Origin of the sequence: Bacillus sp. LJBV19, from assembly GCF_017797845.1 — a bacterium.
Classification (GTDB): domain Bacteria; phylum Bacillota; class Bacilli; order Bacillales; family Bacillaceae; genus Bacillus; species Bacillus velezensis.
The window spans coordinates 3,870,957-3,892,139 of record NZ_CP072563.1; the positions used below are offsets into that span (position 1 = coordinate 3,870,957).

At 41.5% G+C, this 21,183-nt stretch carries 20 protein-coding genes; 2 read left to right on the forward strand and 18 right to left on the reverse strand.

The features are described 5' to 3' along the window. Positions 1-189: 189 nt before the first annotated feature. The 8 genes from J6600_RS18930 to J6600_RS18965 all read right to left on the reverse strand — a co-directional run bounded on the left by J6600_RS18930 (position 190) and on the right by J6600_RS18965 (position 9,142). Positions 190-1,467 (reverse strand): hypothetical protein, encoded by a 1,278-nt coding sequence (locus tag J6600_RS18930; protein WP_209387777.1) that lies wholly within the window; start codon positions 1,465-1,467, stop codon positions 190-192. Between the two features lie 84 nt (positions 1,468-1,551). Continuing rightward, complete coding sequence (locus J6600_RS18935; RefSeq protein ID WP_209387778.1) at positions 1,552-4,308, reverse strand: hypothetical protein; 2,757 nt, start codon at positions 4,306-4,308, stop codon at positions 1,552-1,554. A 285-nt stretch (positions 4,309-4,593) separates the two neighbouring features. Then, complete coding sequence (locus J6600_RS18940) at positions 4,594-6,078, reverse strand: P-loop ATPase, Sll1717 family (protein WP_057080356.1); 1,485 nt, start codon at positions 6,076-6,078, stop codon at positions 4,594-4,596. Between the two features lie 116 nt (positions 6,079-6,194). Beyond that, positions 6,195-6,674 (reverse strand): 23S rRNA (pseudouridine(1915)-N(3))-methyltransferase RlmH, encoded by a 480-nt coding sequence (rlmH, locus tag J6600_RS18945; protein ID WP_013354196.1) that lies wholly within the window; start codon positions 6,672-6,674, stop codon positions 6,195-6,197. A gap of 80 nt (positions 6,675-6,754) precedes the next feature. Then, entirely contained in the window at positions 6,755-6,925 is a 171-nt protein-coding gene (locus J6600_RS18950) for a CxxH/CxxC protein (protein WP_004393147.1), read from the reverse strand. 153 nt (positions 6,926-7,078) lie between these two features. After that, a complete protein-coding gene (locus tag J6600_RS18955; RefSeq protein ID WP_209388370.1) occupies positions 7,079-7,222 on the reverse strand; it encodes a hypothetical protein in 144 nt (47 codons plus the stop codon). Then, positions 7,219-8,382: a hypothetical protein gene (locus J6600_RS18960; protein WP_209387779.1), complete on the reverse strand. Its 1,164-nt coding sequence runs from the start codon at positions 8,380-8,382 to the stop codon at positions 7,219-7,221. The genes J6600_RS18955 and J6600_RS18960 overlap by 4 nt, the downstream gene beginning before the upstream one ends. 10 nt (positions 8,383-8,392) lie before the next feature. Next, positions 8,393-9,142, reverse strand: coding sequence for a YiiX/YebB-like N1pC/P60 family cysteine hydrolase (locus J6600_RS18965; RefSeq protein WP_160216942.1), 750 nt, complete (start codon positions 9,140-9,142; stop codon positions 8,393-8,395). Positions 9,143-9,325: 183 nt separating this feature from the next. Between J6600_RS18965 and J6600_RS18970 the strand changes: the two genes are divergently transcribed. Continuing rightward, positions 9,326-10,306, forward strand: coding sequence for an aldo/keto reductase (locus J6600_RS18970; protein ID WP_209387780.1), 981 nt, complete (start codon positions 9,326-9,328; stop codon positions 10,304-10,306). A gap of 29 nt (positions 10,307-10,335) precedes the next feature. On the opposite strand, the gene J6600_RS18975 is transcribed toward J6600_RS18970, so the two are convergent. The 8 genes from J6600_RS18975 to J6600_RS19005 all read right to left on the reverse strand — a co-directional run bounded on the left by J6600_RS18975 (position 10,336) and on the right by J6600_RS19005 (position 17,166). Further along, positions 10,336-10,809, reverse strand: coding sequence for a GNAT family N-acetyltransferase (locus J6600_RS18975; RefSeq protein ID WP_209387781.1), 474 nt, complete (start codon positions 10,807-10,809; stop codon positions 10,336-10,338). A 47-nt stretch (positions 10,810-10,856) separates the two neighbouring features. After that, positions 10,857-10,991 (reverse strand): hypothetical protein, encoded by a 135-nt coding sequence (locus J6600_RS19725; RefSeq protein ID WP_007407881.1) that lies wholly within the window; start codon positions 10,989-10,991, stop codon positions 10,857-10,859. Beyond that, a complete protein-coding gene (locus J6600_RS18980) occupies positions 10,978-12,093 on the reverse strand; it encodes a response regulator aspartate phosphatase (RefSeq protein WP_209387782.1) in 1,116 nt (371 codons plus the stop codon). Before J6600_RS18980 ends, J6600_RS19725 begins: the two co-directional genes overlap by 14 nt. 130 nt (positions 12,094-12,223) lie before the next feature. After that, positions 12,224-13,114, reverse strand: coding sequence for an arginase (gene rocF, locus J6600_RS18985; protein ID WP_007407883.1), 891 nt, complete (start codon positions 13,112-13,114; stop codon positions 12,224-12,226). A gap of 73 nt (positions 13,115-13,187) precedes the next feature. Continuing rightward, positions 13,188-14,588: an amino acid permease gene (locus J6600_RS18990; protein ID WP_021494640.1), complete on the reverse strand. Its 1,401-nt coding sequence runs from the start codon at positions 14,586-14,588 to the stop codon at positions 13,188-13,190. A 223-nt stretch (positions 14,589-14,811) separates the two neighbouring features. Next, entirely contained in the window at positions 14,812-16,017 is a 1,206-nt protein-coding gene (locus tag J6600_RS18995) for an ornithine--oxo-acid transaminase (protein ID WP_004393130.1), read from the reverse strand. A 229-nt stretch (positions 16,018-16,246) separates the two neighbouring features. Next, complete coding sequence (locus tag J6600_RS19000; protein ID WP_209387783.1) at positions 16,247-16,882, reverse strand: SdpI family protein; 636 nt, start codon at positions 16,880-16,882, stop codon at positions 16,247-16,249. Then, on the reverse strand, positions 16,879-17,166 hold the full coding sequence (locus J6600_RS19005; RefSeq protein WP_032875437.1) for an autorepressor SdpR family transcription factor: 288 nt from the start codon (positions 17,164-17,166) through the stop codon (positions 16,879-16,881). The genes J6600_RS19000 and J6600_RS19005 overlap by 4 nt, the downstream gene beginning before the upstream one ends. Before the next feature lie 174 nt (positions 17,167-17,340). Between J6600_RS19005 and J6600_RS19010 the strand changes: the two genes are divergently transcribed. After that, the gene (locus J6600_RS19010) at positions 17,341-18,756 is read left to right on the forward strand and encodes a sigma-54 interaction domain-containing protein (RefSeq protein WP_481748175.1); all 1,416 of its coding nucleotides are present in this window, start codon (positions 17,341-17,343) and stop codon (positions 18,754-18,756) included. A 45-nt stretch (positions 18,757-18,801) separates the two neighbouring features. Here J6600_RS19010 and J6600_RS19015 read toward each other — a convergent pair whose 3' ends face one another. Further along, positions 18,802-19,521 (reverse strand): cupin-like domain-containing protein, encoded by a 720-nt coding sequence (locus J6600_RS19015; RefSeq protein ID WP_017418503.1) that lies wholly within the window; start codon positions 19,519-19,521, stop codon positions 18,802-18,804. 13 nt (positions 19,522-19,534) lie between these two features. Further along, a complete protein-coding gene (locus J6600_RS19020; RefSeq protein WP_007614956.1) occupies positions 19,535-21,160 on the reverse strand; it encodes an ABC-F family ATP-binding cassette domain-containing protein in 1,626 nt (541 codons plus the stop codon). Positions 21,161-21,183: the final 23 nt, after the last annotated feature.

The following is a 21,183-nucleotide window of genomic DNA, read 5'->3' on the forward strand; positions in this document are numbered from 1 at the left end:
TAATCACTTTAAATTCACTTTTAGCAAATGCATTTATATAACTTCCCCGCAAAGGAATAATAATGTGTTTACCCTATTGCCTATACAGCACAGAGGGATTAACAAAACCAGCGTTTTATACCTAGGTCTGTTAACATGCTATATAAAACAACATAAAATTAAATGTAAAATAATATAGAGAGGCTCCAATTAATTCATTATGTCATTCAACTCAGAGAATTCATTTTGCAGAATTCTAAAACCTTCGTTAATATTCTTTTCATATATTAATCGTCTTTTATTTGTGGATTCCTGAGAATAGAAAGAAAGATCTATTTCTACTCCTTCATTTTTAAAGAGTTCAGCACTTGAGATTTTTGTGAATGGTATTAACTGACCCGTTCTAATATCTTGTAAAACCCCTTTAATTTCAAATAAAGTTAAAAGCTCTCTCAAGTTTTTGTCGTGGGATAAGAAAAATGGTATAAAATATCTTCCTTCACTATTCAAGTTAGAGAAATATTCCATTACCCTCGGAGCCATAAAATCCCAAGCTGTGTTTTCAATTTTTTCGAGTAATTTTTTTTGATTACCACCTTTATTAATTTTATTAAATATCCCAACAGATTTAGGATTCTTGAAATATTTAAGCGCAATAACCATTTCTCTTTCATAATAAATTCCTACTTTATTTTGGACATATTCAAGTAACTTAATCATTTTATTTTTTGCATTTTTTTTTGAACTGAACTGTATTTTGATAATTCCGATCAGAAGTAATGTTAAATTCTGATGCATATCTAAGAACTTCTTTAATGAACTTTTACCTTCCCTAGTTTTATATAATTTATATATTATATCGTCTACTCTTTGGATAGCCTCAAACTTCGAAATTTGGTATTCAATAATATTCTTATTTATGTATATATCATTATCAATGCTTTTAAATAGCTCTAAAAATACTAAATTCTCGTACATATCCCTATGTTTTTTTATAGAAGCATCAAAACTCCCATTATCTTTAATAATTTTATTATAATTTTCTACTAAATAGAAATTATAATCATAATGAAATTTATGTTTCAGTAGAGTATCTATAGTTTTGTAAATACTTTCTTTCTCAAATTCACTACTCCCTTGATTGTTCAAAAAGCGAGGAATATAACTAGCATAATTAGTATCTAACATCACAGAATAGTCAATAGGAAATGATATACTTTCATTAAATAACATATCATTCAGTAATTCATCATCCATGTAATATAACTTTCCGGTTTGAAAGTAAGAAATAAAGTCTTGATCAACTGCATTTACCAATTCTCCCAATCCAACCGGGAAAGTATCTTTATCATAATTATCTAGGTTTATACTCAACTTAAAGTATTTTAAATGTTCCTTGTGCTTATTCCATACTAAAAATACTTCCCTTGGTGTTTCTGCCGTTGATAAAAAATAAATCACCTTTCTTAAAATCATTTCTTCTTTCATGTATTTACTCCTTAATAATTTGTTTTCAAATTTGAAAGTAAATTATTTGATTCACATTTATTATCTCTTTTTTTCTAAACAAGTTTATTGAGTAATATTAATTGCTCTAGTCTGTATATATTTTTGTGCTTCGGTCCTAACCAAATAATGATTATCTATGGAAGCTTTCTTCAATATTAAATTATTAACTTTGGAATCTATAATTGCTAATTTTTCAAAGTTTCCTATTATAAGATTTTTTATATATACATTTTCATAATCCATAGATTGTGAAAGCTGAGTCAGTATAACTTTTTGAGTTTTGGTTGTTATCATTTTTAGCAATGCTTTAATTGATAAATACCGTATATCTTGATTTTTGTCATTCTTCAAACTTAAAGTGAATTGAATAATGATACTACGAATATCTGATTCTATATTTTTAAATGATTCATTATTTATAGCATTTATAATGGCCCTTAAGCATTGGATTTTTTCAAACTCATCCTCATTATTAATTTCACTTAATAGATTTAATAAATCAACATTATCTAGTTGGCAACATACCATTTTAAGCATAAAATAATTAATCTTTACGGTTAATGTCGAATATTTTTGAAAAAGATCATCTTTTCCTTCAAAGAGATGGTTTTCGTGTTTAATCAAATATTGATATAAATCTTTAAAATTGTAATCAATATTTTCGAAATTCTGTTTAATATAAATAGTTAATTGTAAAGCACTCACCTTATCAGAATACAGTAGATTAGTTGCACATAACGATTCATTACATACTTGAAGAACTTCATTTAATAGATAGTTATCAACTATTTCACAACCCTCTTTAATGATATTTTGGATTATTAGATATGGGTTTTGCGCTTTCACACTGTAAATCCCATTTTTACCTTGTTTCTCAATTTGTTCCTTGATCTCCTGAACATAACTCATAATATGGCTTTCTCTTTTGACACTAGATGTTTCTAAATTATAAATTTTGCGATCTGATTCAGACATGTTACTTAATACAACTTGATTTAATTCCGAAGTACCCGCTATTATCTGTTTTCTTAAATTTATAATTGCATATAAGAGGTTATGACACTGGTTTGCTAGATTAGAATCTAAAATGATTCCTTTCAACAAATTCTTTATTTTTTCAAGGTTTTGAGTAGATATCCCTTTAAAACTTATTATTCCTATCAAATTTAAAGCATCATCATAAAAGCGAAACATCTTTTTTTCTAAAATTTTTATGCATACTCTAGATATTTCATCGGCTTCGATTCTATTGATATTTTCTTTCAAAGAATCAAATATTAATTTTCCCATAGACACTATAAAAGTATTATCAATATAATTATGAATCTCTTCCAATAACTCCCTTTTGATACACATGTAATCTTCATCGCTAAAATAATACCCTAAATGTTTAAATACTTCTAGCTTAGATTTTATTCTTTCTGATTTTACCGGGAGGCAGTTTGTAAAATTATAAATATTTTTCACATCAATATAATTGATTTTTCCTAATATGCTATTAAAGTAGGAAATTGTATTTTCTGTTTGCTTGCTATCTCCAACTATTACTGCCATTTTTAACAGCAACACTCTGAATTCCCAATTGGAATATTCCTCACATAATTGAAATGATATATCTTTTATTTTATTTCTCAATAATAATAATTGAGTTAAAGATCCATTAAAGGCACCAACAATATAAATGTTAGTCAAATATTTAATATAAACATCTAAATTACTACCAAGGTTAACAGTATACACAGTTTCAGTTTTCTTTTTTGTTGATGCTTTATTAATTTCTTTATATAATAGCTTTTCATATCTATCAATTGATGGGTAAAACAGAGATTGACGCATACTTTCTAACTCTTCTTGTGCAGCATTCCTAGAGGAGAATTTATTTTCCTGATTTAACTTTTGATTTTCTATATTTATTAAATCTATCAGTATATCCTGTGAAATCCAATCAGGTAACCCACTTTCCTTACATAAGTCAAAAGCTTCCTTTAAGTATTTTAATACAGAATCAAAATCATCGAGCCAGTAAAACTGAATAGCTTTCCATCTTAATTTTACTACTAGATGCATATTATCACTTTGCTCTTTTTTTATTTGCTCTAAAAATAAATCCCCATTGAATTCTTCAATACTTTTTTCACCAAATAATACTTTTAGAAATTGCTCATAAAATCTATCTAATTCACTCGTTTCTTTCACTTCTTTATTAACAGAAAATATCTTTTTTCCGATATATGCTTTTGATTTATCAATTCCTTGTAAAATACGTTTCTCTAGTGATTCAGAAGCTATTGAACCTATTTCTATTTTATTCTGTTCAGAATTGTGAAATTCTTGGTCTATGAGTCTATTTTTACAATAGTGTCTATAAATATTACATATGTCTGTTATTAAATCTTTAAATCCTTGATTTGCAAATTCATTAAAACTATTAACTATATAATATTTAGCTCCTTTTGCTCCAATAAGTTCTTCTTGGATTTGCGTAGGTTTACTTTCTTTTTCATTACAAAATAGATATATTGACTTTTTTGGGTGTGATTTGGCTCTAGTTATTTCTCTAACAATTGCAGATGTAACATCATCTTTATTATCTATTAAGAATAGACATACATCACTATCATCTAGGGCATATAAATAATCCTGTTCTGCTGACTGTGTCGAAGCTCCACTTTCCTCAAATAGATATACATCAGCAATCTTTGTCGATTCGATAAGTTTTTTTAGTTGTTTTCTTACTTCATCATACCTTTCAAAACCTTGTCCACACCTTGAACTTATAAAAACTTTAATTTTATTAGGTAACAAAATGTCATTCTTCAAATTTCAACACCTCTATAGATTATATTTCTATTGTAATAAACGTTAATTAAATGACGACTTAAATAATATAAAATTTATCATAGTCTCTATCTAAGTGAGATTTGAATCATTTTTTGATAAAAGTCTTCGAAACATCCCTATGGTAACAAGCTTAATTAAGACTAATGACAGTTGAGAATTGATGTAGCTTTATGTGAATTTTTTTAAATCTAATATAGAGTTACTTAAGCATAAAAAATTAAGAGGGAAGCTTTATACTCCCCCTTTACTCTTATCTCTATAATATTAGTCTTCCTTACCTTGAACCATATTAAGTCCGGCTCTGTATAGAAATGGTGTCCAATAAGGTTTATGACTACCCTTTTTTTCCTCAAAAAATCCAATAGACACTAATTCATTTGCAATATTTATTGTATCTTCTTTGTTTATTAGAAATATTTTTGAAAGGGTACCAACATCATGTTCAGTTTTCTGGTCTTCAAGTTTTTCTATGTATTTTTTTAGATGTGCATATTCTGCATAAATTGTTTGCTCTAAACGAATTTTGGATACTACTTTTAATGCGTCCTTCAAAGCACTTCGTCCTATGATTTCTGAATAAGAGTTTTCTGGAGTACCAGTTTCTAACAATTTAATTTGTTTTGCCCTAGCCTCATTCATTAAATGAATGAGTTCTCTTGGAGCTGTTATTTTTAATCCATCCTTAACCCGTCCAATCATCCATTTAAATGTTTCAGGATTCTTTCCTACTTCAACTTTTTTCGGGAAAATAGAATAGAATATTTTTTTCTGCTTGTCACTATCTTTTAATACATCATCTTTTTCCACATTAAAAAATTTGCAAAGAATATCGTTTTCAAGAATACGACTAACCAGTAAATGTAAAAAATCCTGTTCTGACCAATCAATCGTCACTTGCTTTGTTATATGACTTGCCTCCCTAAAACCCGTTTTAGTAATTCGTTTCCAAATATCCTCTCTAATAAAGATTTTTAATTTTATATGTTTGTGCAGTTTTATATTATTGTAAACCTGAAAAAGTGTTCTTAGAGCTAAGGTTTCAAATTCAGGTTTTCCGGGAAATGCTACATCAAGTCTATCAAATGTTATCCAAACGCTTAAGTCAACACTTTTAAGTGCCTCATTAGCCATTTCAAGAAGTTCAAAAATTGATATAGCTCCTAATTCTCTATGTTCTTTACTTGGTTCATTTAAAGAGATTTTCCCTTTTAAAATAGGTATATTAGTTGTAGGTTCTACGGTTACTACTCCTTCAACTTCTTTTACATTTCTAAAGAATTCAAAAACATAATCTCTAACATTCGTAAGGAGACGTCTTATCCCTTTACCTTCTAATAAACCTTCTAATTCAAGTCTTCTAATAAAATCTTTTACTTCTTCGCTTCTATTACGAAAATCTTTGATTTTATCACCTATCAGAGTAATGATATAGATAGACCATAGGTACTGAAACGAGGTTTCAGTTAAATCAGCATCACCAAGAACAGATTTAAAAACAGGTGTGCCCTCTAGGTTTTCTGCAGGTATTAATAAGGTGTTTTTCGCAGCAAAACTACCCTCTTTTTTTAATAGTTGCATATATAATGCACTTTTACCTGAACCTTTCACTCCTCGGACTACATCAATTTCCCCCATCAACAATTGATTCCATACTGCCGTTTCAACAAAATACGATGCTAAATTCTCATCCTCTTCGGCTACCCTCTCCCCGAAACGCGAGTTCATAAGTAAATCTATTTTTCTTTCCAAAATGGTCATCCTTTCGTTCATAATTTTTCCATATGAATATATTATAACAAAATATGATCCTTAACGATTATTTTTCATGCTGAATACATCAAGAAAATGGTATTTACAAACTTCACTCACTTATGATAAGGCTCCCCACGGTTAATCCGAAAAGCCCGATAAATCTGCTCTACTAAAATCAACCTCATCAGCTGATGAGGAAACGTCATCTTCGAGAATGACAGTTTGTCGTCTGCCCGTTTCATGACGGCGTCGCTTAGGCCGAGTGAGCCGCCGATGACGAAGGTGATTTTGCTTTTTCCATATGTCGCCAGCTTATCTATTGTATCGGCCAGTTCTTCGGATGTTTTCATTTTTCCTTCGATGGCGAGGGCGATGACGTGGGTGTCCGGGCTGATTTTGGCCAGGATGCGTTCGCCTTCTTTGTCTTTGACGATTTTCATGTCTTGGTCGCTCAGGTTTTCCGGAGCTTTTTCGTCCGGGAGTTCGATGATGTCGATTTTTGCGTAGGCTGAGAGTCGTTTTTTGTATTCTTCAATGCCTTGCTTGAGGTATTTTTCTTTTAATTTTCCGATGGTCACAATATTGATATTCACAGGTCATCCCCACTTTAGAAACAAGTTATTCATATATATTGTCCACAATTGTGGATATCTTTTCTGTATTTTGTGTAGGATCATTCGTTCCCTACTAGATATGTTGCAGTGTCCCCACATAATTCACAGGCTGTGGATAAACTGTTAGTATGTTCGATTTTTCTGATTTCGGGCGGAAGCTCATGATCATCTATGTACATGTCCAGCACGGTTTCGATATGTTCTTCACAAGAATAATAAGCGGTTTTCATTGTTACATCCTCCGATTTTCTTTTGCACGCGGCAATTGTTCTCTTTTCAATATAACCTATTTATACACATGTTAGTAGTGCTTCGGGCTGAGTTTTATCCACAATTCGGCAAATCACGCGCAAAAAGAGCCGGTGTTTTCAGCATCCGGCTCTTTACGTGTTTTCTCTTTTTTCTAAGCGAAGTACGAACAGAATTCTTAATAGACACGCCAGCAGTGTAGAGCATACATCTATCCAGTCCAGCTTTCCGTCATTTAAAAACGCGGCAAGCTCTTCCGAAATGTTTATACTCTTCAAAACCCACCCATCACCTGCACATCGTACAGCTTGAGATGGCTTTTCGGCGTGACGATGTTTTTCAGGTTTGGGATGGTCCGGTCGTTCAGCTTTTTGCCCGTTTTCAGGTCGAAGGATTCGATTTTGGCGGGCTTTTTGTAGCTGTACGTGAACAGATACAGCTTCCCGTTTTGATGGGTCAGCTCCTTGAAGTCGGCTTTCATTCGTGATGCGGGGAGGGTGAAGGCTTTTTTGCTTTTTCCGGTCTCAGGGTTGATGCGGTAGACGGTTCCGAAGCCGTCAACGAAATAGAAGCTGCGCCGCTCCATGAAAAAGCTTTTTTTGAAGCTGAACGGCATGGAGTCATAGATCGTCTGTTCGTCATTTTTATATGCGGCGATGTCATACGTTTTGATGGCGCCGCTGTTTTTCATGACTTTCACCATTTGATAGATGTGATCTGCTTTTTCCCCTCTGGTGACAAAGCAGATGGCGCTATCGTCCGCGGCGAGCTGGGATTCGACAGACGTGCCTTCTTTATACGGCCATGTCGCGATTGATTTTGTATGGAGCTTTTCTTTATCGGCCTGAATGTCTTGGATGTGATAGCCTTTTTCGTCATCTGTCGGCGTGAGTGCGAAAAGATGATCTTTAAAAAAGCCTGAAGCGCGGATGTAATGCGGGATGACGTCTTGCTTCCAGCTGCCGTCAATCTGGCGGTACAGCTCTGAGCGATAGCTGCCGCCGCTCTTGTCGTAGCCCGAATTATACAGCGTGTAAAAGCCTTTCGCCCGCTCGATATATCCCGCGCTGTCTCCCGTATGCTGGTACGCTCTTTTATACGTGTGAAGACCGCCCTGAACGGTGTAGATTCCTTTTTTGTCTTCCAGCAGCACGCTGCCGTCATGCACTTTGGCCGATCCGAGCTCAAGCCCCTTCATGTGATAAGAAGAGAGCCGCCCTTTTTCATCGGCGAAGAGGGCGTAGCTTTTTCCGCCGCCGAACGTGTCTTGGTCAGCCGCAGTGGAGAAATACAGCAGCGCCTCTTTATCTTTCAGAAAATCAGGGTCATTTAATGTGTCTCTCGCAACCTCCGCAGGATCTTCCGTGCGGAAATAGAAGAAGCATAAGACCGCTGCGGCGGCGATGATCACTAAGGGTATCCAGATGATTTTTTTCACGTTGTTCTCCTTAGTGAATGGTCAGAATCGTGGTTGTGTAGGACGAGCTTGTGATGTCGCGCGGATATACGCCTAAGCCGCCGTTAGAGTCGATATCAATCCCCGCTTTTAAAAGGAATGCCGACCACAGCAGTTTTGAGCAGTTTTTGGCGCCATCATGGCCCGTATTTCTGTTATTGACGAAGTTGAAGGAGTACTCATCACCGACTCTTGATACAGCCCAGTCAGCGGCGGCTTGTTTTTGGGCATCAGTGACTTTCACGGTCTGAACGATTGAATTGTCTTCGACTTCTCTGCCGTTATAAGCAATCTGGCGGACGCCGTCTCCCGGCACGGATTCGACAATTTTATCAGCGGATGAATACATGCCGACATGCCCGTGGTTGTAATAAGCCGTGTATGAGTTCGTGTAATAAATATTGCCTTTTGTGCTTTTCGGAAGTTTTTTGGTTCCTGACGATCCGCCCATCGCAGAGATCCCTTCTTTGGAAGCGATTACATTTCCTTGCACCTTGTCTGCCGTGATTTCTTGATGAAACTGCTTGAGAATTGCTTCTGTTGAAACGTGCTTCTGTTTGGCAAGCTCTTTGGCGGATTGGAGAACGTCTTGGGGAGTCGTGCCCTGCTGAAGCTCTGCGATTTCTTTTGCGTAGCGGGCTGTTTCTGTTTCTTTCGCTTTTACATTCATACCGGAGAACGACAGAACCATGGTGAATGACAGGGCAAACGGGAGGACGGCTTTGAACAGCTTTTTACACATCATGACTTCGCCTCTTTTCTTTGAGTATAATTTTTCCACATTTGCATTATATGACGGAATTGCGATAAAAAAATATACAATTTACAGATTTTTAAAAATTTTATAACAATATGTAAATCTTATGCATAAAACATTTTCAAATATCAGGAAATCCGGTTATTATACAAGAAAGGGGGAGGACATATGAAGGACAGAACGATCGGTTCGATGCGGGTTTCCGCAATGGGGTTAGGGTGCATGGGCATGTCGGAATACTATGGCAGCCAGAGTGAGGAAGAGTCGATTTCCACACTGCATCATGCCGTTCATCTCGGCGTGAATTTGTTTGATACGGCTGATCAATATGGATTGGGTGCGAATGAAGAACTTGTCGGCAGAGCGCTCGCCCCATTCAGAAAGGAGCTGTGCCTCGCGACGAAATTCGGTTATGTCCGAAGCGCAAAGGGTGAGTTTATCGAAATTAACGGACGGCCCGATTATGTGAAAAAAGCGTGTGACGCCAGTCTGAAACGCCTCGGGACGGATTATATCGACCTTTACTATCTGCACCGGGTTGATCCGCGGGTGCCGATTGAAGAAACTGTCGGCGCCATGAAGGAGCTGATAGACGAAGGAAAGGTGAGGTTTATCGGATTGTCAGAGGCTTCCGCAGAAACGATCAGGCGCGCCGTCCGCATTCACCCGATTGCCGCGCTTCAATCGGAATATTCTTTATGGAGCAGGGAAGCGGAGGAGCATGTCCTGCCCGCCTGCCGTGAGCTCGGCATCTCATTTGTGCCTTACAGTCCGCTCGGCAGAGGTTTTCTTTCCGGAAAGATGACGTCGACCGAGCAGCTGGATGCCGATGATTACAGAAGAAGAACGCCGAGATTCCAGGGAGACAATTTGGCGGTGAATATAGGGCTCGTCCAAAAACTTACCGCCATTGCCCGGGAAATGAATATTACCGCGCCTCAGCTTGCGCTCGCATGGGTTCTCGCAAACGGCGATGATCTCATTCCGATCCCGGGCACAAAAAAGAAACACTACTTGGAAGAGAACCTCGCCGCTCTCGACATTGTGCTTCCCGAGGATGTGAAGGCGCGGTTGGATGAGATGTTTCCGATCGGCACCGCGGCCGGCGAGCGTTATCCGGAACACATGATGACATTGTTAGATGAATAACAAAAGAGGCCCAGCGTGCGGGCCCCTTTTCACGACAGCTTTTTGCTCATGATGACATCCGTCTCCAGAAATCCCGTCTTCTTATACAGCTTCCGCGCCGTTTCGTTATGAGCGAACACATGGAGAGAAATCTTGCGGACACCCAGGTCTTTGGCTTTGTCCTCCAGCCTTGCGAGTGCCTCTTTTGCATAGCCTTTGCCGCGGAAAGGCGGATGAAGGCCGAAATCATAAATAAATGCGTCCTGCTGCGGGTGGTCCGGATCGGCGTGCAGCCACAGCCAGCCGGCATTTTCCTTTCCGTCCAATGTCAGCGTCCATAAATAGTGATCGGCCGTCTCCAGGCCGTCAGGAAGCAGGTCATTAAACGCCAGCTCCGCTAATTCCGGTGCTTCGTCAGGCAGCCACGTTCCCGCTTTTACCTTTTCTTCAGCGTAATGCTTGGCTGAATGGGCGAGATAGGACTGAAATTCTTGTCCTGTCATCGGCTGCAGCGTGATAGCCATTGAATCACTCCTTACAAAACACGGACTGAAAGCGGTATCATGAAGTATTATCCGAAGGCTCCGTTTTCCGCCGGTTTTATGATTTGTTCGGCTTGTGCCGTTGAACCAGTTTGCGCAAATAATCCAATCGAAATGAGACTTGCCAAGGCTGCTGAGAGTACAATGAATTTACATGTTTTCATTACGAATCCCCTCCGTTAATCTCAAAATTTGGTCATTGGCATCAATTGATTCCTGAAAATACTTCGCCGCCAGTTTGTAATTCTCCTGTTTTTTAAAATGCGCCGCGGCTTGATACGACAAATCGGAAACGTCACTCCACAGCTCTTTCCTTCTTAACTCGGCGAAAGCTGATTCAAGCGATTCTTCACTCTGGTCAATAAAGACATGCTGTAAGATGCGCAGCTTTTCGGTGTATACGGGCTCGTTTTTTTCTTCAGCGGCATTCAGCGCTTTATGCAGCCAAAACCGGCCCTCATCCGTCTGTTCCTGTTTCAATAACACTCTGGCCAGCATGTACAGACTCCGCACCGAATATGCTGATTGCAAATGCTCCTTTTGATCAAGAGCCGTTTCAAACTCGACCCGCGCCTCCTCAAGCTTTTCCTGTCTTTCATAGCAAATGCCTGCGTTAAAGTGGGCGAGCGCCTCAATATGCGGATCGCCCGCTTTGGCGGCTTGATGAACCGCCGTCTGCAGGAGCTCTTCGGCTTTCTGGTAGTGAAACAAGTCCATTCTGTTACAGCCGATCACCATGAAACACTGTGCTTCTCTGACCGCGTACATTTCATTGGCTTTGTAGATCTCCAACGCTTTTTCCGCGTGGTTCATCGCAAAGTAGTTTTGGCGGATTTCATAGTAGGCAATCGCCACTTGATAATTAAACTCGGCTCTTTCAATCTCATTCGGTATGTGCCGGAGCCTGCTTTCAGCAATCCGGTAAAAATTAATGGCGTTCATAAACCGTTTACGGTAAAACTCGTGCATTCCGGAAAAGAAATAATAATAGTATTGAATCATCTGGTCTGTTTTTTCTTTATCGGCGTTCAGCTGGATCGTTTTTAAAATGCCGTCTGTTTTCTCATACTCTTCCATCAAAAGCTTATAGCGGGAATCAATTAAATTAAAATAAAGGAGCACCGTTTGATTTTGTGTCATATTTTGCAGATCCGTAAGCAGTTGTTCTCTTAACGCCTCAGCCGATTCGGTGTTGTGCTTTTTGATTTCCTCATACCAGTTACTGATTTTTTTCGCAACTGTTTCGTGGGCCATCACCTCAGCCATCTGTCAGGACACCTCCCTTTCCCATTTTGTGTAATAAATATATCATATTTACAGTTCCGAAAAGAGGGTGAAAGCCCGCTAGTTTCCTCGTGGCAACAAAAAAACCCCCGCAGGTGCGGAGGCTCATATTTTATAATAGTTTTTTTCCCAACAAAGATTCTACCAGCTCGACCGCTGTTTTGCCGGTTTTGTTTTTGTGATCGAGGATCGGGTTGACTTCGACAAATTCAGCTGAAGTAATGATGTCGGCATCATACAGCATTTCCATTGCCAAGTGGCTTTCACGGTAGCTGATGCCGCCGACGACAGGCGTGCCTACGCCGGGTGCGTCGCTCGGATCAAGGCCGTCGAGGTCAAGGCTGAGGTGAACGCCGTCACAGTCTGACAAGTAGTCAATGGTTTCTTCAATGACCTTTGTCATGCCGAGGCGGTCAATCTCATGCATCGTATATACCTTCATGCCTGTTTCCTTAATGTATTCACGCTCGCCTTCATCAAGCGATCTCGCGCCGATGATGACGACGTTCTCCGGCTTGATTTTCGGGGCATAGCCGCCCAGGTTCACCAACGTGTCGTGCCCGACGCCGAGGCTGACGGCCAGCGGCATTCCGTGAATATTGCCTGACGGCGATGTTTCCAGGGTGTTTAAGTCGCCGTGCGCGTCGTACCAGATGACGCCGAGCTGTTTATAGTGCTTTGCCGTTCCTGTCAGCGTTCCGATCGCGATGCTGTGATCGCCGCCCAAGACGAGAGGGAACCGCTCATTCTCAATGACGCTGTCCACCTTTTGGGCGAGCTGCTCGTTCCCCGAGAGCACAGAGTTCAGATTTTTCAGCTCTTCATCATTTTTGAGTTTTTCACGATTGACGGGGATGTCGCCTAAGTCTTCCACCGCATACCCCATGTCAGATAACCGTTCAATGAGATGCGCGTAGCGGATGGCGCTCGGGCCCATGTCCACTCCGCGTCGTGCTTGTCCTAAATCCATCGGCATTCCAATAACTGAGATATTCTTGTTCATCCGTTTTTCCACCTCAACATGTTGTATGTTGTCCTGTGCGGGTTTCTCAAAGATGACTTGGACACGAAAAGATTTAAAGCTCTATCTGTTTTTCTGACTGCTTATGCTTTTTTACATACAGATGATAGACGATAACGCACACCGCCATGAACGGGATGCCGCAATAAAGGGCGAGCCGCTGTTCTGAATCAAATGCGAGGCTGATCAGAACAACCGTGTTTAACGTCAGCCCGATAATAGGCAGCACCGGGTACAGCGGTGTTTTAAACTTCAGGTCTTCCACTTTGCCGCCTTCGCGGATGTATTTCCGTCTGAACATCAGCTGTGACAGGGAAATCGTGATCCAGCCGACCTGCGCGCTTAGTCCGGCTAATGATAAGAGAAACATATAAACGGTTTCCGGCGCTGCTACTTTAGACAGCAGTGACAGGCAGGCGACGGCCAGCGTCACGATCAGAGCGTTCATCGGCACCCCGCGTTTATTTGTTTTGCCGAGCGATTTAAAGGCTTGTCCTTCGTTCGCCATGGCATATAAGATACGCGTCGATGCAAACAGGCCTGAGTTGGCCACTGAGAGCAGCGCAATTAAGATAACAAAGTTCATAATATCGGCGGCATATGGAATACCGATTTGTTCAAACACCACGACAAACGGGCTTTCGACCACTCCCGCCTGCTTCCACGGAATCATGCCGGCAATGACGATGATGGAGAGAACGAAAAAGACAAGCGTTCTCCATACCGTCTGCCGGATAGAGCGCGGAATCGTTTTCTCGGGATTTTCACTTTCTCCCGCGGCAACCCCGATCAGCTCCGTTCCCTGGAACGCGAAGTTTACGGTAATCATCGTAATAAGCATAGCCTTAATGCCGTTCGGAAACAATCCATCCTCATAAAAATGAGAGAAGAAAGGAGCCTGCTCGCCGTGTTTCATGTCAATCAGGCCGAACATGGCGGCGCCGCCCAAAATAATAAACAGCAGAATGACTACAATTTTAATGCCGGAAAACCAAAATTCCGACTCAGCGAACGCTTTTGTGGTAATGGCGTTCAAAAGAAACATCAGTCCGACAAACACGAGGCACCACACCCATACGGGAACATGCGGAAACCAGCGGAGCATCAATTGTCCCGCAGATAAAAACTCAATGGCGCATGTCACCGCCCAGCCGAGCCAGTACAGCCAGCCGAATGCGAAACCGAAAGCGGGGCTGATGAATTTGGTTGCGTACGTCTGAAACGACCCTGATACGGGAAGGGCAACCGCAAGCTCGCCTAAGCAGAGCATGGTCAAAAACATAATAAAGCCGCCGACCAGATAAGACAGAACCGCGCCCAGCGGTCCCGCCTGGTTAATTGTAAATCCGGTACTCAGGAAAAACCCGGTGCCGATCACTCCGCCTAATGAAATCATAAACAAATGGCGTGATTTCATTGTGCGCTGAAGCTGATTCTCTTTTTGATTTGTATTCACTATTCTGCACCCCTTCAGCAACTTGTATTGGAACCAAGCCGGTGCTTTGAAACCGATTTGCTGTCCAAAGAGCCTCTATTTGTATATGAATGTTATATTAAATTCATTTTCGTACATAAAGATACATTATACTAAAATACTGTCGCCGCGCAAATAGAGTGTGCTGAATTTTTTATTTGTAAATTCCATACAAGCCGAGGGAAAGCATTGCCGCATCAAGGTTTTACGCGTTTTGAAGCACGTTTGTGATCTTTTGGATCGCCCAGTCCAAGTCTTCCTTGGAAATCATTAACGGCGGTGCAAAACGGATCACGGTATCATGTGTTTCTTTGCATAAAAGCCCTTCGCCTTTCAGCTTTTCACAATAAGGGCGGGCCGCTTCTGTCAGTTCAACGCCGATAAACAGGCCGCGTCCGCGCACGTCTTTTATGATCGGGTTATCAATTTTCTCAAGCTCTTCTTTAAAATAACGGCCAAGCTGAAGGGAACGCTCTGCCAGCCCTTCTTCCTCAAGGACTTCAAGAGATGCGAGCGATACTGCGCAAGCGAGCGGGTTTCCGCCGAATGTCGAGCCGTGGGAACCCGGGTTAAACACGCCGAGAATGTCACGGTTCGCCGCAATGCACGAAATCGGGAAGACGCCCCCGCCGAGCGCTTTGCCTAAGATGAACATATCCGGTACGATATTTTCCCAGTCAACCGCGAATGTTTTCCCTGTGCGGCCGAGTCCCGTCTGAATTTCATCAGCAATCAGAAGTACATTTTCTTCCTTACAAATGGCGGCCGCTTCTTGTAAAAATCCTTCCGGCGGAATGACGATGCCCGCTTCTCCCTGAATCGGTTCGAATAAGAAAGCAGCTGTGTTCGGCGTGATCGCCCGGCGCAGCGCTTCTGCGTCTCCGTATGGAATTAATTTTATACCCGGAAGCATAGGTCCGAAACCGCGTTTATACTCATCTTCTGAAGAAAGGGATACCGCAAGCATTGTTCTGCCGTGGAAGTTGCCGATACACGCAATGATTTCCGCCTGGTTATCCGCTACTCCTTTGACCTCATATGCCCAGCGTCTCGCCGCTTTGACAGCGGATTCAACGGCTTCCGCCCCCGTATTCATCGGCAGAATCATATCTTTTCCGGTCAGCTTGGCTGTTTTCTCATAAAACGGACCGAGCTGATCATTATGGAATGCGCGTGACGTCAGAGTGATTTTATCCGCCTGATCCTTCAGCGCCTGAATGATCTTCGGATGTCTGTGCCCCTGGTTCACCGCAGAATAAGCACTCAGCATATCCATATATTGATTACCTTCAGGGTCTTTTACCCAAACACCCTGCGCCTCGGAAATAACAATCGGCAGAGGATGATAGTTGTTCGCGCCGTAATGTGAAGTTTGGCTGATAATTTCTTGAGATTTTGTGAAAGCTGACATAATCTGATTCCCCCTTGTTTTGTAATCATTCAACATTAGATCTTGCTTTCCCTTTTTATAAAGCAAGTTCCGTGCCAATCCGAAAAAACGGGATGTTTCGCCAGCATTCTTTCTTTTCCCGCAAAATTTTCCGGCAGTTTGCGTGCAAACTTCAGCCAAGCGCAAAAATTTTTTGCGTTTTCCGCTGACAAAATAGGAGCAATCCAATTAGATTGCTCCTACTCAACAGTTATTTATTCAATTGTCTCTGATATACAATGTAAGAATATAGTAAAGATAATATGATACAGCCGATTGCAGCCATGAAAATGACTGACACTCTATACACCGGCGGCAAAAAAGCTGCAAGCATCATGAGCATGCCCGCCGAGACAAAAAGTTTCGAACCAACCCTGTGTGTATCCTTCCAAACTCTTTCACTGCTCAGCGTCCAAGGTGTTCTTATCCCTAAAAAGAAATTAGGCTTAACGATCTGAATGAAGTTTCCAAGCACCATAAATAATGCTCCCACTGCAAGGGTTACTAAATGAGTAATCGGGAGATCATATCCCAAGCCGGTCAAGATGGTAATCAGATTAATGACAAACACAACCGCAAACATTGTATTAAATATAGCCATATATGGCCGCATAAATGTTTTGTAGTTATTTTTAGGATCAATCTTAGGGATGATAACCATTAAAATATATAGAATAATCATGATGCCAATAAGCATCACCATTGCATTAAATTTAGAAGTGTAATCATTTGCGCTTCCGTTTAATCCCCAGTGTGTCGCCAAATTGTCCGGTAAAGATGAATATGTGCAAACCCATGTGAAAACAGTTAAAACTATGATTCCTGCCGAAAAGAGATATTTTTTCATGATTCCCCGCCTTTCTTATTATCATGTTCTGAATCAGTCAGAGAAAAGAACCAGCCTATAAGATCCTGTAATACAGTGGTATTTAATGAATACATAATAAATTGGCCTTTCCTCTCATCGTGAACCAAATCAGTATTTTTCAATATGGTAAGGTGATGAGAAATACTGGGTTTTGACATGTCGAAGTGTTCCGCAATTTCACCAGCTGTCATGTCTTGTTTCTTTAATAAATCCAAAATTTTTCTCCTTGTAGGATCGGCCAGTGCTTTAAAAGCTTTATTCAAAAACTTTCCCCCTCTCATACATACATGATTTAGATATTTAAGTATATATCTAAACATCGACCATTTTCCTAAAAAAGTCAATGGTTTTATTACCTCAATTTCCATTTATTTTTAAATATCGTCCAAGCGCAAAATTTTTTTGCGTTTTCCGTTCGATTTATTTTAAAATAATGAATGTTAAGACGATTGAGAGGGGGAATTGAACTGCACACAACCAGCGAATTTTACACACTCGTGTTACAAAGCATTCTGGAAGAGATTGATGTCGGGCTGCATGTGGTGGACGAGAAGGGCAGCACCGTCATTTACAATAAGAAAATGATGCAGATTGAAGATATGGATGAACGGGACGTCCTGCATAAAAACCTGACTGATGTATTTATGTTTTCCAATCAGCAGGACAGTACGCTCGTTCAGGCCCTTCAAGAAGGCAAAACGATTAAAAACGTGAAGCAAAGCTATTTCAATAACAAAGGCCAGGAAATCACGACGATCAACCACACCTTCCCGATTGTGCAAAACGGCGAAATCAAGGGCGCCGTAGAAATCGCCAAGGACGTCACCAAGCTCGAACGGCTGATCAGGGAGAACATGCACAGGAAAGAACAGAACAGCTACACGTTTGACAGTATTCTCGGCAACAGCTCGGTCATTCGGGAAGTCATCGAAAACGCGAAACGGGCAACCCGCACATCATCATCGGTGCTTTTGGCCGGCGAGACGGGAACGGGCAAGGAACTGTTCGCCCAAAGCATTCACAACGGCAGCCAGCGCTCAGGCGCCCCGTTCATCTCACAAAACTGCGCCGCCCTGCCGGACAGTCTGGTCGAAAGTATTTTATTCGGCACGAAAAAAGGCGCCTTTACCGGAGCCATCGACCAGCCCGGCTTATTTGAGCAGGCGCAGGGAGGCACCCTGCTCCTTGATGAGATCAACTCTCTCAATCTCAGCCTGCAGGCAAAACTGCTCCGCGCCCTTCAGGAAAAGAAAATCAGGCGCATCGGATCAGCTCAGGACAAACCGATTGACGTCCGCATCATCGCCACGATGAATGAAGACCCGATCACCGCCATTTCAGAAGAGCGGCTGCGCAAAGATTTATACTACCGCTTAAGCGTTGTCACGCTGATCATTCCCCCGCTCCGGGAGCGCAAGGAGGATATTCTGCCTCTGGCCGAAGTCTTTATCCAGAAAAACAATCACCTGTTCCAAATGCATGTCGATTCGATCAGTGACGATGTGCAGCGATTCTTCCTGGAATATGACTGGCCGGGCAACATTCGCGAGCTTGAACATATGATTGAAGGCGCCATGAACTTTATGACGGATGAAACGACGATTACGGCGGCCCACCTGCCTTACCAATACCGGATGAAAATCAAACCCGCTGACACGGAAACCAAAGCCGCCGCAAGCACCCAGCCCGGCACCGATTTAAAAGACAAAATGGAAAACTTCGAAAAATACATGATCGAAAAAACCCTGAGAAAACACGGCAATAACATATCCAAAACGGCAAACGAGCTCGGAATCAGCAGACAGAGCCTGCAATACCGCCTGAAAAAATTCGGTCTGGACCGGATGAAATGAATCCATACAAAAAAAGGCTGAGATGCTCCTCAGCCTTTCGTCAGGTTATATCTGATTGGCAAGCCGCTCTCCGGTAAACCAAAAGTTCTCACTCACTGCCAATGTATGTTCCGTATTCTCGACTTGATGCCACCAATGGCGCGGCGCGTAAATGATTTCTCCCGCCTTTTGTCTGAAGCGGATCGGAGACGCCTTTTGCACCAGCGGTTTTTGCTCAATGTCTTTTTCATCAAAGACATTGATATTTCCTTCGTACAAATACGGAGAGTCGTCCGGATGATAGAAGATCCATTCCTTCTCCCCGAAAATGACGCCGTTCCACGCGTGCGTGCTGTTAAAATCCTGATGCAGCGGCGTGCCTGTCTGCTTAGAACCGAGAAAGAACCATTTCCAGTCCCGTCCCGTTTCTTCATCCGCTCTCAATGTGTCTTTTGTAAAATACTCGGGTGCGGAATAGACAAGGTCTAAGTCATTTTGGTTCAGCTGCGTAAAATTCCAGTCACAGTACCATTTGTCATCATTCTGATCAATGTACTCGATATAGTTGGAAAGCTTTACTTGTTTAAACGTTTTGACCCCTTCGATATCTGATTTCCGGATGGTGACCATTCTGTCTCCATAGTGTTCATCAATATATTCAAGCGTCCACGGCCTGCATTCCCAGTGATCCATTGCCCCCGTCAAAATAAAAGGTTTCTTATCAGCATACTCGCTTACAAAAAGATCGTACGATAACTCATTGATTGTCAGTCTGTCAATGGTCATATCCATTCCCCTTTTATTCGGCAATCTGCCGTTTTTTTTGTTTGGCGTAACTGTATGGACCTGAAAAGATGGTGACGTTTTGATTCTCAAGCCAGAAAATCTTGTTGAACTTCTCCAGCAGGTTTCTGTCGTGAGAAACGCAGATGATGGTGCCTTGAAACTGCATCAGGCTGTTTTCGAGAATTTCCTGAGATTCAATATCCAAGTGGTTGGTCGGCTCATCCAGGATCAGGACATTCAGCTTTTTTTCCATTAAGATGGACAGCTTCAGCCTGATTCTCTCACCGCCCGACAGGACGGAAAGTTTTTTAAAGACCGACGACCCGTAAAATCCGTACTTGGCCAGCATATTCCGGGCCATGCCCTCTTCAGTCAGCAGATTTTCTTTAAAGAATTGCAGAATCGTCTGACTCGAATCTCCGACGTGGCTCTTTTGATCAATGTAGCCTATCTTAAGATTTTCCCCCACTTTAATGGTGCCGTCCGACAGTTCTCTTTCCCCAATGATGCAGCGGATCAGCGTTGTTTTGCCTACGCCGTTTCTGCCGACGATGCCGATTCTGTCTTTATGCTTTATGCGCAGGTTCACATTTTGATATAAAAGGGAAGATCCGTTGGTCACCTTTCCGTTTTCAATGAACACAATATCTTTTGAACCGGCGCCCGCTTCCTGAAATGCGTTTTTTAATTTTTGCTCCGTCCGGACCGGCTTATTGATCAGCTCAATCCTTTTCAGCGCCTTTTCCATATTATTCGCGCGTCTGTGCAGGCCGACAGACGGCGGATTCGAGCGGTTGGCCCAATCTCTCAGCTGGGCGATGGATTCCTTCATCTTCTGTATTTTTCTCTGCTGTTCTTCATATTTCTCAAACTGGGCGATGATGAATTCTTCCCGCTTTTTCAAGTATTCGCTGAATCCGTAAGGCCAAATCTTCACCTCGGTATCGTCAATCTCGAGCACCTTCATCGCCGTTTGATCGGCAAACGTTTTATCGTGGGTCGTAAACAGAATGGTTTTGTTCGATTTTTTAATAAACCCTTCAAGCCACTCAATCGCATGGACGTCCAAATGGTTGGTCGGCTCGTCCAGCAGTATAACGTCGTCGTTGCGGATTAAAATTTCAGCAAGGCCGGCTTTTGTCTTTTCGCCGCCGCTCAGCTTTGAAAACGGCTGATCCTTTAATTCGCTGAGGCTGAGCCCATTGCATACTTCATCAATCATCGCGTGCATCTGGTAGCCGTTGTTCCGCTCAAATGTTTCCGTGTATTGACTGTACTTTTCCAATAAAGCAGTCAGCTCGTCATCACTCATCGGTTCCGAAAGCTTCAGCTCAATGGCCTTCATTTCCTTCTGGATCGCCGCGAGAGCTTCAAACGATTTTTCCAGATATTGATACAACGTCAGATCTTCATGGGGATCAGCGATCTGCTTCAGCAAACCGACCTTCGCCCCTTTGTTGATCGCAATCGTTCCTTCATCTGCCTCAAGCTCTCCGGAAAGCACCCTGAACAGCGTGCTTTTGCCGGAACCGTTCGGCCCGGCCACGAGCACTTTTTCGCCTTCATTGATGAAAAAAGAAACTTGTTTGAAAATCGTATCTCCCGCTAAATTTACCGTAAGATTATGAATATTCAGCAACTCACATCATCCCTTTGTCATTC

Excerpts from the sequence above, each read along its gene's own strand:
- J6600_RS18995 (WP_004393130.1), bottom strand. The coding sequence starts at position 16,017 with ATGTCAGCTTTCACAAAATCTCAAGAAATTATCAGCCAAACTTCACAT.
- J6600_RS18930 (WP_209387777.1), bottom strand. The coding sequence starts at position 1,467 with ATGAAAGAAGAAATGATTTTAAGAAAGGTGATTTATTTTTTATCAACG.
- rocF (WP_007407883.1), bottom strand. The coding sequence starts at position 13,114 with ATGAACAAGAATATCTCAGTTATTGGAATGCCGATGGATTTAGGACAA.
- J6600_RS19010 (WP_481748175.1), top strand. The coding sequence starts at position 17,341 with ATGTTAAGACGATTGAGAGGGGGAATTGAACTGCACACAACCAGCGAA.
- J6600_RS18980 (WP_209387782.1), bottom strand. The coding sequence starts at position 12,093 with ATGGCTGAGGTGATGGCCCACGAAACAGTTGCGAAAAAAATCAGTAAC.
- J6600_RS19000 (WP_209387783.1), bottom strand. The coding sequence starts at position 16,882 with ATGAAAAAATATCTCTTTTCGGCAGGAATCATAGTTTTAACTGTTTTC.
- J6600_RS18970 (WP_209387780.1), top strand. The coding sequence starts at position 9,326 with ATGAAGGACAGAACGATCGGTTCGATGCGGGTTTCCGCAATGGGGTTA.
- J6600_RS19725 (WP_007407881.1), bottom strand. The coding sequence starts at position 10,991 with ATGAAAACATGTAAATTCATTGTACTCTCAGCAGCCTTGGCAAGTCTC.
- J6600_RS18975 (WP_209387781.1), bottom strand. The coding sequence starts at position 10,809 with ATGGCTATCACGCTGCAGCCGATGACAGGACAAGAATTTCAGTCCTAT.
- J6600_RS18965 (WP_160216942.1), bottom strand. The coding sequence starts at position 9,142 with ATGTGTAAAAAGCTGTTCAAAGCCGTCCTCCCGTTTGCCCTGTCATTC.
- J6600_RS19015 (WP_017418503.1), bottom strand. The coding sequence starts at position 19,521 with ATGACCATTGACAGACTGACAATCAATGAGTTATCGTACGATCTTTTT.
- J6600_RS18950 (WP_004393147.1), bottom strand. The coding sequence starts at position 6,925 with ATGAAAACCGCTTATTATTCTTGTGAAGAACATATCGAAACCGTGCTG.